12 protein-coding genes are annotated in these 13,026 nt (G+C 57.6%); 2 read left to right on the forward strand and 10 right to left on the reverse strand.

Annotated features, from left to right (window positions below):
• Positions 1-203 precede the first annotated feature (203 nt).
• Positions 204-1,601: a two-component system sensor histidine kinase MctS gene (gene mctS / locus JZX89_RS19345; protein ID WP_153515626.1), complete on the forward strand. Its 1,398-nt coding sequence runs from the start codon at positions 204-206 to the stop codon at positions 1,599-1,601.
• Positions 1,598-2,230: a two-component system response regulator MctR gene (gene mctR / locus JZX89_RS19350; protein WP_046802201.1), complete on the forward strand. Its 633-nt coding sequence runs from the start codon at positions 1,598-1,600 to the stop codon at positions 2,228-2,230. The genes mctS and mctR overlap by 4 nt, the downstream gene beginning before the upstream one ends.
• Positions 2,231-2,293: 63 nt before the next feature.
• On the opposite strand, the gene JZX89_RS19355 is transcribed toward mctR, so the two are convergent.
• The 10 genes from JZX89_RS19355 to JZX89_RS19400 all read right to left on the reverse strand — a co-directional run bounded on the left by JZX89_RS19355 (position 2,294) and on the right by JZX89_RS19400 (position 12,922).
• Positions 2,294-3,406 (reverse strand): TRAP transporter substrate-binding protein, encoded by a 1,113-nt coding sequence (locus JZX89_RS19355; RefSeq protein WP_174374752.1) that lies wholly within the window; start codon positions 3,404-3,406, stop codon positions 2,294-2,296.
• An 81-nt stretch (positions 3,407-3,487) separates the two neighbouring features.
• Positions 3,488-4,993, reverse strand: coding sequence for a TRAP transporter large permease (locus JZX89_RS19360; RefSeq protein ID WP_369809575.1), 1,506 nt, complete (start codon positions 4,991-4,993; stop codon positions 3,488-3,490).
• A 15-nt stretch (positions 4,994-5,008) separates the two neighbouring features.
• Positions 5,009-5,557, reverse strand: coding sequence for a TRAP transporter small permease subunit (locus JZX89_RS19365; RefSeq protein WP_153515628.1), 549 nt, complete (start codon positions 5,555-5,557; stop codon positions 5,009-5,011).
• A gap of 557 nt (positions 5,558-6,114) precedes the next feature.
• Positions 6,115-6,474 (reverse strand): hypothetical protein, encoded by a 360-nt coding sequence (locus JZX89_RS19370; RefSeq protein ID WP_207135065.1) that lies wholly within the window; start codon positions 6,472-6,474, stop codon positions 6,115-6,117.
• Entirely contained in the window at positions 6,428-7,048 is a 621-nt protein-coding gene (locus JZX89_RS19375) for a DsbA family protein (RefSeq protein WP_207135066.1), read from the reverse strand. Before JZX89_RS19375 ends, JZX89_RS19370 begins: the two co-directional genes overlap by 47 nt.
• Before the next feature lie 18 nt (positions 7,049-7,066).
• A complete protein-coding gene (locus tag JZX89_RS19380; RefSeq protein WP_305820700.1) occupies positions 7,067-7,858 on the reverse strand; it encodes an amino acid ABC transporter ATP-binding protein in 792 nt (263 codons plus the stop codon).
• Between the two features lie 10 nt (positions 7,859-7,868).
• Positions 7,869-9,158, reverse strand: coding sequence for an amino acid ABC transporter permease (locus tag JZX89_RS19385; RefSeq protein ID WP_207135067.1), 1,290 nt, complete (start codon positions 9,156-9,158; stop codon positions 7,869-7,871).
• A 1-nt stretch (position 9,159) separates the two neighbouring features.
• Positions 9,160-10,413 (reverse strand): amino acid ABC transporter permease, encoded by a 1,254-nt coding sequence (locus JZX89_RS19390; RefSeq protein ID WP_207135068.1) that lies wholly within the window; start codon positions 10,411-10,413, stop codon positions 9,160-9,162.
• A gap of 104 nt (positions 10,414-10,517) precedes the next feature.
• Positions 10,518-11,534, reverse strand: coding sequence for an amino acid ABC transporter substrate-binding protein (locus JZX89_RS19395; RefSeq protein WP_153515634.1), 1,017 nt, complete (start codon positions 11,532-11,534; stop codon positions 10,518-10,520).
• 149 nt (positions 11,535-11,683) lie between these two features.
• Complete coding sequence (locus tag JZX89_RS19400; RefSeq protein ID WP_369809572.1) at positions 11,684-12,922, reverse strand: MalY/PatB family protein; 1,239 nt, start codon at positions 12,920-12,922, stop codon at positions 11,684-11,686.
• Positions 12,923-13,026: the final 104 nt, after the last annotated feature.

A 13,026-nucleotide genomic window follows, 5' to 3' on the forward strand; every position in this document is an offset into this window, starting at 1 on the left:
TTTCAGTCCCCCCGGCGAGGGCGAATTGTTCTATCTCAGCGGTTGGGTGACACTATTCGGAGGGCGTCACACTGTTCCTCGCGGCACAGATTTCCCGAACCTCTTTCTATCTCGCCTTAGGATCACGTTCTGACACGCTCGACTTGCCGTATGAAGTATTGTTAGCTGAGGGTAAGTGAGAGCGAATGTGTCGGAGGGGCCGCATGAGACTCAGGAACCAGATTCTCGCATTGGCCATCGGGCCTCTCGTTCTTGCGATTATCGTTATCACAGCGCTGATTACGTGGCAGTCTATGACGCTGGCGCGCACGAGCATCGATGCGTTCGAACGAAACATGCTCGCTGCAAAGGAGGCTGAACTCCTTAACCTCACCAATTTGGCCCTTTCGGCGATCCGTTCGGTCTATGACAGGGCGGGAACTGATGACGAGGCTGCGAAGGAGGAGGTCAAGCGAATTCTGACTGACCTCGATTATGGTACGGACGGCTATTTCTTTGTCTATGATTATGACGGCGTGAACGTCGTTCATCCGCGACAAAGCTTTCGTCCAGGGAGTAATTGGCTGGATCTTTACGATCCCGACGGCAACCGCGTCATCTATGACCTGATAGTCAAGGCGAAAGGAGGAGGCGGTCTCGTCCAGTATAAGTGGGAGAAGCCCTCGACCGGGAAGATGGCTGATAAGCTTTCTTTTGCAGCCGGCCTCAACAAATGGCACTGGATGATCGGTACAGGGGTTTATCTGGATGATGTTTTTGCCGCGACAGCGGCGGCGAAGGAGGAAATGCGCCGTTCCATTACATGGAATTTCCTGATTGTTGCACTGTTTGCGGTCCCTGCCGTGTTGCTGGTGTTCGCCACCTGCATGCTGCTCAATCTGCGTCAGCAGAGGCTGGCAGACGGAAGGCTCAAGGAACTGATGCAGAGGGTTATCGATACCCAGGAAGAGGAGCGCCTGCGCATTGCTAGAGAATTGCATGACGGCATTTCTCAAAATCTCGTCGGAGTGCGCTTTGCGATTGATCTCGCGCGGCGCAAGGTGGCGCCTGACAATGTCGGAGCCGCCGAGGCGATCGGCAAGGGCGCCGTCGCATTAAATGAGGCGATCAAGGAGGTACGTCGTATTTCCCACGATCTTCGACCGCGTGTCCTCGACGATCTGGGGCTGACGGCAGCTCTGGAATCCCTCATCTCGAGTTTTTCCGAACGTACGGGAATAGCGGCGATGCTTGAATCCGTGGCCTTCAAGCATATGCTTGTCCCGGAGGCACGGGTTGCGCTTTACCGTGTCGCACAGGAGGCGCTGACCAACATCGAGCGCCATGCCGGCGCGACACAGGTCGCCATCCGGTTTTCCAGTCGCGATGAACGGGTACAGATGGATGTCAGCGACAATGGCCGCGGCTTTCCGACCGTTCGGACAGAGAACGGGATGCCGGCAAGCAAGGGGCTCGGTTTGAGAAACATGCAGGAACGCATGACGCATTTCGGGGGCAGGCTGGATGTCGAAAGCTCCGCAAGGGGAACCGTTCTGCGGGCGGTGCTGCCCATCACCGCTATGAAGGATCGCAATAGCGGCTTACAGGAGGCCGCCGAGTGACCGTTCATCCGATCCGTGTGCTGCTGATCGACAACCATCCTCTGGTTCTGGATGGGTTGAGGGCCGTCCTCGAGACTTACGAGCATCTCGCAGTCGTTGGAACCGCATTGTCCGCCATGGCCGGTATCGACGCAGCTGTCGCCACGCGGCCCGATGTGGTACTGATGGATATCAACATGCCGCAGATCAATGGCATCGATGCCCTGGAACTGTTCAAGGAAAAGCAGCTTTCCGCCCGGGTGCTGATGCTGTCGATGCATGACAGCCGGGAATATATATCGACATCGGTCATGTATGGTGCGGCCGGCTACATTCTGAAGGACGTGGCGACCGAAGAAATAGTTGCCGCAATCGAAACCGTGGCTGCCGGCGGCACCTATTTTTCCTCTGGCGTTCGCGATGTGCTGATGGAGGGGTCTTCCGGCAGGCTGAAGGCGCTGACGACACGCGAGCAGGAGGTTCTGCTGCTGATCGCGCGCGGAAAGAGTAATCGCGACGCTGCCCTGGCGCTCGACATCGCCGAGCGCACGATGGAAACCCATCGCAAGAATATCAAGAGGAAACTGGATATAGCGACGACTGCCGGTCTCATTCGCTATGCGATAGATAACGGGCTTATCAAAGAATAGCCGCCAGAGGCTCGAGGCCCCGGAATGTCGCCATCCAGGGGCCTCGGTAAAGTCTATGTCGGCTTATTTGCCGGCCGTCTGCATGGCATAGCCGTAGCTGTCATAGGTATATTCGGCAACGCGGAACCATTCGAAGCTCTCGTCGCGGAATTTCTTCCAGCCCGGATAGATTTTGGCCCATGCGGGATGCTTCTGTGTGTACTCGTCATAAAGCTCGAAGGTCGCCTTGTAGGCGGCGTCGAGCACATCGCGGGGCAGCGGGCGAAGCTGCGTGCCCTTGGAAACCAGCGAGCGGATAGCATCCTTGTTCTTGACGTCGTAAAGCGCCTGCATGTTGATGTTGGCGGCCTTGCAGGCGGCGTCGAGTGCTGCCTTGTATTCATCAGGCAGGGCTGCATATTGGTCCTTGTTGACGAAGAAGTGGATCGTCAGTCCGCCCTCCCAGAACGCGGGGTAATAGTAGTATGGCGCGATCTGGTAGAAGCCGAGCTTTTCGTCGTCGTAGGGACCGACCCACTCTGCGGCATCGATGGTGCCCCGTTCCAGCGCCGGATAGATGTCGCCGCCCGGGAGCTGCTGTGGCACGGCACCAAGCTTGGCAAGCACCTGCCCTGCGACGCCGGCAATCCGCATCTTGAGGCCCTTGATATCCTCGACGCTCTTGATTTCCTTGCGATACCAGCCGCCCATCTGGGCGCCCGTCGCTCCACCGGGAATGCCGATGACGCCGTAGTCGGAAAGGAATTCGTTGTAAGCCTCGTTGCCGCCGCCATGGTAGAGCCATGCGTTCTGCTGGCGGGCGTTCAGGCCGAAGGGGATGGTCGAGCCGATGGCGAATGTCGGATCTTTCCCCGTGAAATAGTAGCCGCAGGTATGGGAAATCTCGACGGTATTGGCTTTTACGGCGTCGATGGCCTGGGCGCCGGGAACGATTTCACCGGCCTGGAAGACCTGGATTTCAAACTTGCCGCCGGTGATTGCCTTCAGCGCATTCGCCATGACCACGGCGCCGCCGTAGATGGTGTCCAGATTGTTCGGAAAGCCTGACGTCAGGCGCCAGCGAACGTTCGGCAAAGATTGCGCTATGGCCGGCGTGGCGAGCGTCGAAGCGGCCGCAGCCGCCCCGGCAAGCACGCCGCCGGACAAGAAGTGTCTGCGGTCCAGATTGTTCCTCATAAGATTACCTCCTCTTATTGAAGTGACCGACGCTTGGTGCGTCGATGGGGTGTGGCGGGCGCTTGTATGCCCGTCCGAATGTCAGGGGTTGCTTGGCTTGCCGAAGCTTGGTGCGTTGCCGCCAGGGGCGAAAGGATTAGCGAACGGATCGGCGTCGCCACCTGCGCCGGGCATCGGTACATTGATATGGACGGCCGAGGGATCGGCGACCTTGGCACCCGACTTGTAGTGCATCACTATTCCGGGGAAGGCGATGATGATAATGACCATGGCGAGCTGGATGAAAAGATAGGGAATGGCACCGAGATAAATCTGGGTCGAGGTGACCGGCTGGATCGTCTGTCCCGTGATCCGATCCTTATAGGCACGCGTCGGTGCGACGGACCGCAGGAAGAACAGCGAAAAACCGAAGGGCGGGTGCATGAACGACGTCTGCATGTTGACCGCCAGCATCACGCCAAACCATATCAGATCGATGCCAAGCGCATCGGCGACCGGCGCCAGCAGCGGGATGATGATGAAGGCCAGCTCGAAATAGTCGAGGAAGAAGGCCAGGAAAAACACCAGCAGGTTGGCGACGATCAGGAAGCCGATCTCGCCACCGGGGATCGATGTCATCAGATGCTCGACCCAGACGTGACCGTTCACGCCATAAAAGGTCAGGGAAAAGACGCGCGCGCCGAGCAGGATGAGCAGAACGAAGGACGACAGCTTTGCCGTGGCGTAGAGCGACTGCTGGAGCAGGCCGAAATTGAGCTTACGGTTGGCAAGCGCAAGGGCGAGCGCGCCGACAGCACCCATGGCGCCACCTTCCGTGGGGGTGGCGATCCCGAGAAAGATCGTGCCGAGCACGAGGAATATCAGGACGAGCGGAGGCACCAGCGAGGTGATGACCTTGAGCAGCAGCTTGGTGCCGCGCAGGGTCCGCGCCTCCAGCGGGAGGGCCGGGACCTTTGCAGGGCTGATGATTGAGGTCACGATGATATAGAGCGTATAGGCCGCCACGAGCATGAGACCCGGAACGAGCGCGCCCTTGTACATGTCGCCCACCGAACGGCCGAGCTGGTCAGCCAGCACGATAAGGACGAGGCTGGGCGGGATGATCTGCGCCAGCGTGCCGGAAGCCGCGATCGTGCCGGCGGCGACCTTGCGGTCATAACCATAGCGCAACATGATGGGAAGCGAGATGAGGCCCATCGAGATGACCGAGGCGGCGACGACGCCGGTGGTGGCGGCCAGAATTGCCCCGACGAAGATCACGGCAAACGCAATGCCGCCGCGGACCGGTCCAAACAGCTGGCCGATCGTGTCCAGCAAATCCTCCGCCATGCCGCTCTTTTCAAGAATGAGCCCCATGAAGGTGAAGAACGGTATCGCCAGCAGCGTTTCGTTCGACATCTGGCCGAATATGCGATCGGGAATGGCCTGGAACAGCGTGGCTGGCAGCAGGCCGAGTTCTATCCCGATGAAGCCGAAGACAAAGCCGACAAAAGCCAGCGCGAAGGCGACCGGATAGCCGAACAGCAGCACGATGATGAGCGCGGCGAACATGATCGGCGCGAGATTTTCCGCAAGGAATGCCATTATTGTTTCTTCCTTCGATCAGAGCATTGCTGCCGCGGCATCAGCCGCTGCAACCGGATCGGGGATATCGCCGCGCAGGATTGCGACGCGTTTGATGAGTTCCGACACGCCCTGAAGGGCGAGTAAGCTGAAGCCGATTGGTATCAGCGCCCAGACCGGCCATTGAATGAGCCCGCCCGTGTTGTTGGAAACTTCACCGGAGGCAAATTTCTGCAGGAACACCGGCCAGGAGAGATAAACCGTGATGAGGCAGAAGGGCATAAGAAAGAAGATGGTCCCGAGGATATCGACCCACAATTGCCCCTTGCGCGGCAGGCTTCCGTAAATCAGATCGACCTTAACATGCTCGTTGTTGAGGAGCGTGTAGGCGGCGGCGATCAGAAACACAGCGGAGAACAAATACCACTGGGATTCAAGCCAGGCGTTGGAACTCATCGAGAACGCCTTGCGCATGGCGGCATTGATGGCGCTGATGAGAATGGCGGCGAGCAGCAGCCACGAAATACCTTTGCCAATAGCAGAATTGGCGGTATCAATGGCGCGCGAAAGCGCCAGAAAAAACTTCATGAAATCCTCCCCGGAAGCGGCCGCGTACTCCTCGATACGCGTGCTGCCGCTATAGTTCGGGCACGATATCAATGGCGTCTTCACGCTCAAGGGCTGCTGCCGGTGAATTTCTTCAGGCGTACCGAGAACTGGGTATGTGAGGGGCAACTTCAGTAGGACGGCAAGGGATAATGAAATGAAAGAGCGTGCTTGGGCACCCAATACTTTGTCGTGCTCGACATCAAACCAGAGGGCAAGCGAAATACTCTTGGCCAACTGGTCCAGTTTAAAGGATTAAGATCGAATCGGAGTTGGAGCGAGCTTCCTTTTGATTCCCGCATGGTCATGGAAAGAGGTTTGACAGTTCGTCCTGCCGTCAGTTCATCTTCACGCCCCGTTGCTCCAGCTTATCGAGAATCTCACTCGTCGCGTGGTTCGCTTTAAAGTGGCCGCTTTCTTAAATGATAGCATATCCAGCAATGCACAGAGGTTTTCCGACGGAATGTTGATCTCCGTAGGCTTCGTCACGGTTGGTCTCGCCACCAGTATACCCGTGCTTGTTATTGCTGTTGTGTGTGTCAGCGTTGGTGATGCCCTTGCAAAGCCGACTTACCTTGCGGCGCTGACGCCGGCGTTTGCTTCAGGCGCGCTTGGAGCCTGGCCAGGCGCTCCTCAAGGTTGTCGAGTAGATCGTCGAGCGCAGCCAGACGAGGGCGGCCCTCGGCGGCACGGTCGCTGATCTGCTGGATGATCTGGCGCTGCTCGTGTTCGGCAGCCTTCAACTCACCGGAAATGCGCTGGCGCTCGTCGGGTTCATTTTTGACGGACCGGCGCGGCTTCTTCGTTGTGCGAATTGTGCTGTTAGGCTTGCGCGCCAGTCGGCAACAGAAACTATTTTCTTTCCAGAGCCGCGGCGATCTCGCGCCGCATTGCTTCAAGGCTTGGGGCGCCGGTAATTTTCTTGCCGTTGATGAAGAATGTCGGCGTGCCCTCCACCTTGAAGTCGTTCTGCGCCTGATCGGTAAGCGTCTTGAGGTTGTTTAATATAGATTGGTTCGCCACTGCCGCATTAAAAGCGTCGCGATCGATTCCCACAGAGGCTGCGATTTCGCGTAACGTCTGTTCCAGATTACTGGAGTTCGAGATGTCGTCCTGACGGGCGTAGAACCTGTCCAGAACGGGCTTTGGTTGCGGCTGTGTCTCTGCCAGCATGAAGATAACAAGGTCCACATTATTGCGAACCAAAGGCCGGAACAGAATTCTAATCTGCCCGCTTTCAACAAATTCCTCCGCGATCTTCGGCGCTGTCTCGTTTCTATATGTCGCACAGTGAGAACAGGTGGGAGATGAGTATTCGATGACCGTGACCGGAGCGGTCGCGGAGCCCACCGGACGGTCCGCGCGGCCGAGCGGTTGCAGAAGATCGGTCGCGCCTGCGGCAAACGGTAGAAAGAGCACGATACCGAGCAGTACCGCGGCGCGGCGGATCGGTTTGAATAGCAGTGTAATCATTTTTAGTCCGTCAAAAACTCAATGTCCCAATATCTGACCGAGGAATGCCCGCGAGCGTTCCGATTGCGGGGCGCTGAAGAAGGCCTTGGGTTCGTTTTGCTCGACGATCTGACCCTGGTCCATGAAGATCACCCGGTCGGCCACAGCCTGCGCGAATCCCATCTCGTGGGTCACGCAAAGCATGGTCATACCGTCTTCGGCAAGCGCGATCATTGTATCGAGTACCTCCTTTATCATCTCCGGATCAAGTGCGGAGGTGGGCTCATCGAAGAGCATGATTTTCGGCTTCATGCACAATGATCGCGCGATCGCCACGCGCTGCTGCTGGCCGCCTGATAATTGGCCCGGATATTTGTGCGCCTGATCCGGTATCCTGACCTTCTCCAGAAAGTGCATGGCAAGCTCCCGGGCTTCTTTTTCCGGCAACTTGCGGATCCAGATAGGGGCAAGAATGCAGTTTTGAAGGATGGTCAGGTGCGGAAAGAGATTGAAGTGCTGGAATACCATGCCGACTTCACGACGGACTTCTTCGATTTTCTTCAGGTCGCTGGAGAGTTCGATGCCATCAACGGCGATTTTGCCGGATTGGTGCTCCTCGAGCCTGTTGATGCAGCGGATCATGGTCGATTTTCCAGAGCCGGACGGTCCGCAGATGACGATCCGTTCTCCCCGCCGAACCGTCAGATCGATATCGCGCAAGACATGGAAGTCGCCATACCACTTGTTCATGGACGTGATTTCGACAGCGATACCTGCAAATCCGATCCGGTCGTCCTGCAAAAGCGTGCGTTGCGTGTTTGTATTGGTCATCCATATTCTCCTAACGATGATCCGTTTTCAGCCGGCGCTCGAGATACATCGAGTAGCGCGACATGCCGAAACAGAAGACAAAGAACACGGCACCGATGAAGATGTAGAGTTCCCAATATATGCCTTGCCAATTGGTGTTGGCGCGAATGGCGGCGGCGAGAGCGATTGGGTCGAGAAGGCCGATGAACATGACGAGCGTCGTGTCCTTGAAGAGCCCGATGAACGAGTTGACGATGCCGGGTATCGAGATTTTCAGCGCTTGCGGGAGAATGACCAGGCGTTGTGCTTTCCAATAATTCAACCCCAGCGCCTCGGCAGCCTCGTATTGACCGCGCGGCAGTGCCGCAAGTCCGCCGCGAACGACCTCGGCCATATAGGTGCTGGCAAAGAGGGTCACCATGATCACGACACGCAGGATGAGGTCGAAATTCGTGCCCGGCGGCAGGAAATAATTGAGAAGGAGCGAGGCCGTGAACAGCAGCGTGATCAGCGGAACGCCGCGGATGAATTCGATGAAAACAACACTCAAAGTCCGAATGAGGGGCATGCCGGAACGCCTGCCGAGTGCGAGCAGGATGCCGAGCGGCAGCGACATTGCGATACCGGTGACCCCGATGATCATCGACAGCAGAAACCCGCCGATTTGCCTCGATGCCACGCTTTCAAGCGAGACCGGGGCCGCTTTTTCGAGGAATGTCGCGAGTGGACCGGCGAGATAGACCCACCAGAGGATGGTCGTGAAGATTGCCGTTGCGGTTGCCGCCGCCGCGTTTTTCCGCGTCAGCAGGGCGAAGGCGACCGCGCCAGCGGCGAAGGCAAGATAAAGCGTGACGGGAAACCAGAACGAGCCACCCCAGATCAGCCAGTAGACCAATCCCGGATAAACGGCGCTGAACCAGAGCATCTTTCGGGGCAGGGCTGCAAAAAGGGCCGGCGCCAATGCAGGCAGAAGGAGCACGAAGGCCGCGACCGGCCGCCAATAGGATTGCGGCGGATAAAAACCGAAAAGAAGCTGCGTCCATCGATCCCGAATGACGCCCCAGCAGGCGCCAGACGCTCCATCGAGAATCTGCCGACACTCGGCAAGGGAATTGGCTTTCCAGATGGAATTGCCAAGCCATGGGGCGATAGCCGATACGAGCCATAGGACCGCGGCCACCGAAGCGATGCTCAGAAGTGTGCTCGTCCAACTGTTAAACAGGTTCTTCTTCATCCATTGGAAGATACCGGTTTGGCCTGCCGGCCGCTCATAGGGGGGCAACATGTTTTCTCGGACCCAGGAGACACTATGGACGTTCATCTCAGCGCTCCTTCAGCATGATACGATTATTGTAGACATTCATGACGCAGGAAATGGTTAGGCTGATTGATACGTAGATCAGCATCATCATCAGCATTCCCTCGAGTTCACGGCCCGTCTGGTTGATGGTGATGCCGCCAAGTGTTGAGCGCAGATCCATATAACCCACGGCAAGGCCAAGCGATGTGTTCTTGGTGATATTCAGATATTGTGAGATGAGCGGCGGAACGATGATGCGCAGGGCCTGCGGAAGGATCACCAGACGCATCGTTTGTCCCGGCCGCAGGCCGAGCGCATGGGCCGCTTCCGTTTGTCCCCGCGAAACTGCAAGAATACCCGAGCGAACGATCTCGGCGATAAACGCCCCGGTATAGATGCTGAGCCCGATCCAAAGCGCGATCAGGGAATTTCGAAGCTGCAAGCCACCGGTGAAATTTAGTCCCTTCAACTCAGGACATTGCAGGTGGAAGCCGAGCGCGTACAGCAATGCCAGAACAGGTATCGCGAAAGCGGCGATGCTTTTCCACCAGATATGGGGACGCTTGCCGGTGCGGCTTTGCCGCCGCCGTGCATTGTCTAGGAGGAGGCGGTGCATGGCGAACGAGCCGGCAAGCACGGCAATCATTGTCAGCAGATCGAGACTGATGGACCCAAAGGGGAGGTCGAGTTCTCCGAGACTGCTCGAAAAGCTGGGCGAAGGGACGTAGATTCCCCGGTTTGTTACCGCGACGCTGTTCCATAAAAGCATAGAGGCGCGAGCGTTCTCGCCGCGGAAATCGGTGGGTGCAGGCATTGCCTCGGACATGACGGCGGCGATGACGATAATCCACAGAAGTGCCGGCACATTGCGGAAGCTCTCCACGTAGAGCGTCATCAGGCGCCCAACGATCCAGTTGTTGGAAAGCCGCAGGACGCCTGCGAATATGCCCAGAACAGTTGCGGTGATGCATGCCATAGCGGCAACGATCAAGGTATTGAGTAGTCCGACCAATGCGGCGCGGGCATGATTACTCGCGCTCGAGTAGTCGATCGGCCGTTGTGATATGTCATAACCGGCGGTGCGCCACAGGAATTCAAAGGAGAAATCCTTACCCAGCGCGGCGAGGTTCCGCACCGTGTTGTCGACAAGCCAGAAAAGACCGATTGCCAGAAGGGCGAAGGTTATGACCTGGATCGTTCCATTGCGATAACGGGTGTCGCGAAGGAGCATGCCCAGGCGAAACGGCCCGTTCCGAGCGGCGTTTCTCGTAGTCATGAGTTCTCACCATGTAGCGTGAAGGTTATCGTGGCTCGCGCCGGCTGCGCGAGGTTCTGTTCGTAACATGCGATGCGGCGCGGTGAACCCGCGCCGCGAAGACATCAACGAAACGGCAGCGCGTACATCAGGCCGCCCTGTTCCCACAATGCGTTTTGCCCACGGGACAATTTGATCGGTGTGTGCTCACCGAGGTTTTTGGCGAAGAGTTCACCGTAGTTTCCGCCCGCCGCGATCGCGCGTTCGGCCCAGACCGCGTCGAGGCCAAGCTGCCGGCCGAGATCGCCATCCTTGCCCAGAAGACGTTTGATTTCCGGATTGTCGGAGTTTGCGGCGAGTTGTGTCACATTCTCGGCGGTGATGCCGAGTTCCTCGGCGGAGACCAGAGCGTTCAGCGTCCAGCGCGCAATGTCGGCCCATTGGTCATCGCCCTGGCGGACCAGCGGTCCGAGCGGTTCCTTTGACATGATATCGGCGAGGATGACGTGATCATCAGGGTTCGCGAAACTGGAGCGGATCGAGGCCAGATCGGAACCGTCACTCGTCATGACGTCACATGCACCGGCCAGATATTTCTGCTGGTTTTCAGCGCCGTTTTCGACGGGGACCGGCTCATAGGTGAGGTTGTTCTTTTTAAAGTATTCGGCGAGATTGAGTTCTGTCGTCGTTCCGCTGGTGATGCAGACGGTTGCGCCGTTGAGATCCTTTGCGGAGCTTATCCCCAGAGACCGGGGAACCATGAATGTTTGACCGTCATAAAACGACACGCCCGCAAATGTGAATTTCAGATCGACATCGCGTGAAAAGGTCCAGGTCGTCGTGCGGGACAGAATGTCGATTTCACCCGAAGCGAGAGCCGAAAAACGGGTCTGCGCCGTCGTGGGAACGAAATTTACCGCCTTGGGGTCTTTGAGGACGGCCGCCGCAACGGCGCGACAATAGGAGATGTCCAGGCCCTGCCAGGTGCCGGAGGCATCTGGCGCGGAGAAACCGGGCTGGCCGGTGGTCACGCCGCAATTCAGTTTGCCGCGCGCCTGAACATCGGCCATGGTGCCGGCTGAAACGATACCGGCCGTCAGCGTCGCCGCCGCAAGCGTGGCAAGAGCAGTCGTCATTTTCATTGCTATTCTCCCAGTTGCGATCCGGCGGCGGGTGGCTTTTACCGATTTCTCCGCGGCCCGGTTCGGTTGCGTTTCCCTATTTCATTCGGTCCTGTTTGATCCCGCGTTCGGCGAGCGGTGTTCGATAGGCTATGATATTGGCTTCGCCCTCACAGTCCGGCGACGGCGGCGGTTATGCGCTCGATCGCTTCATCGACCGTGGAGCGTGGGCAGCCGAGATTGACGCGCATGAAGCCATGGCCTTCAATCCCGAATTTCTGGCCCTTATCGAGCCAGACCCGCGCCTTGGTCAGCATGAATTTATTGAGCGCTTCGGCATCCAGCCCAAGACCGCGGCAATCCATCCACGCCAGATAGAGGGAGTCGGTCGGAAGGACTTTCAGGCGCGGGTCCGCTGCGTTGATCGATTTGGCGAAATGTGCGTGATTTGCGCGCAGATAAACCAGCATCTCCTCAAGCCACGGTTCGCCATGGGCGTAAGCCGCTTCTGCGGCGACCATTCCCATGACGTTCACCAGCTCGAAGACGTTGCGCTCATACTGACGGCGCAATTCTTCCCGCAGCCTTCTGTTCGGGACAAAGACATTGGCGCTTTGCAGGCCGGGCAGATTGAACGTCTTGCTTGGGGCGGTGCAGGTGATGCTATTCTGCGCGAATTTTTCGCCGAGCGAGGCGAAAGGAATGTGTTTCCTGTCCGGATTGAGGATGAGGTCCTCATGGATTTCGTCGGAAATGACCAGCACGCCATGGCGGGCGCAGATTTCGCCCATTGCGCGCAATTCGTCTTCCGACCAGACATTTCCGGTGGGATTATGGGGGTGACTCAGGATGAAAATTTTCGTGTTGCCGCGTATGGCCGCCTCGAAGCTCTTTTCATTGAACCGGTAGCCGTCGCTGGTAAATTCGAGCGGCGCAAAGGCTAGATGACGGCCGTTCAGCAGAACGTCGTTATGGAAATGCGCGTAGACTGGCGGTTGGATCAGAACGGTGTCGCCCGGGGCCGAGAAAGCCTGCACGGCCGTCTTCAGCGTCGTGATGATGCCGGAGGTCTGGAGAACCCATTCCTTCGGCACATCCCAGCCGAAACGCCGCTGCTGCCACCTGACCACGGCGTCCACATAGGATGACGTAGCGCCGCCGGGATAACCGAATACCCCGTGTTCGACGGCTTCATGGAGTGCGTCAATGACTGCTTGAGGTGCTTTGAAATCGGTATCGGCGACCCACATTGGCAGGGGATCGGCCGCAGCTTCGTCCGGCGTCAGCAGCTTGCCCGCATAGGCCCATTTCATCGAGTTGCTGTTCTGGCGATCAATGACCTCGTCGAAGATCGACGGAGAAAATCCATTGCGTGTCGCATGCTGGGCTGCAGTCGCCGGTTTTGTCACTGCTATGTCCTTTCGTCCATTCAGGCTGGCATCGATCCACCTGTTGACGAAAAGGTTAGCTGCAATCCATTATGAGTGGAAATGGTATGATTTCATTATTCGAT

Source organism: Agrobacterium burrii (genome assembly GCF_017313405.1).
Taxonomy (GTDB): Bacteria; Pseudomonadota; Alphaproteobacteria; order Rhizobiales; family Rhizobiaceae; genus Agrobacterium; species Agrobacterium burrii.

Coding starts and splice junctions, on each gene's coding strand:
- JZX89_RS19355 (WP_174374752.1), bottom strand. CDS start 3,406: ATGAGGAACAATCTGGACCGCAGACACTTCTTGTCCGGCGGCGTGCTT.
- JZX89_RS19385 (WP_207135067.1), bottom strand. CDS start 9,158: ATGAACGTCCATAGTGTCTCCTGGGTCCGAGAAAACATGTTGCCCCCC.
- JZX89_RS19380 (WP_305820700.1), bottom strand. CDS start 7,858: ATGACCAATACAAACACGCAACGCACGCTTTTGCAGGACGACCGGATC.
- JZX89_RS19365 (WP_153515628.1), bottom strand. CDS start 5,557: ATGAAGTTTTTTCTGGCGCTTTCGCGCGCCATTGATACCGCCAATTCT.
- JZX89_RS19375 (WP_207135066.1), bottom strand. CDS start 7,048: ATGATTACACTGCTATTCAAACCGATCCGCCGCGCCGCGGTACTGCTC.
- JZX89_RS19390 (WP_207135068.1), bottom strand. CDS start 10,413: ATGACTACGAGAAACGCCGCTCGGAACGGGCCGTTTCGCCTGGGCATG.
- JZX89_RS19395 (WP_153515634.1), bottom strand. CDS start 11,534: ATGAAAATGACGACTGCTCTTGCCACGCTTGCGGCGGCGACGCTGACG.
- mctS (WP_153515626.1), top strand. CDS start 204: ATGAGACTCAGGAACCAGATTCTCGCATTGGCCATCGGGCCTCTCGTT.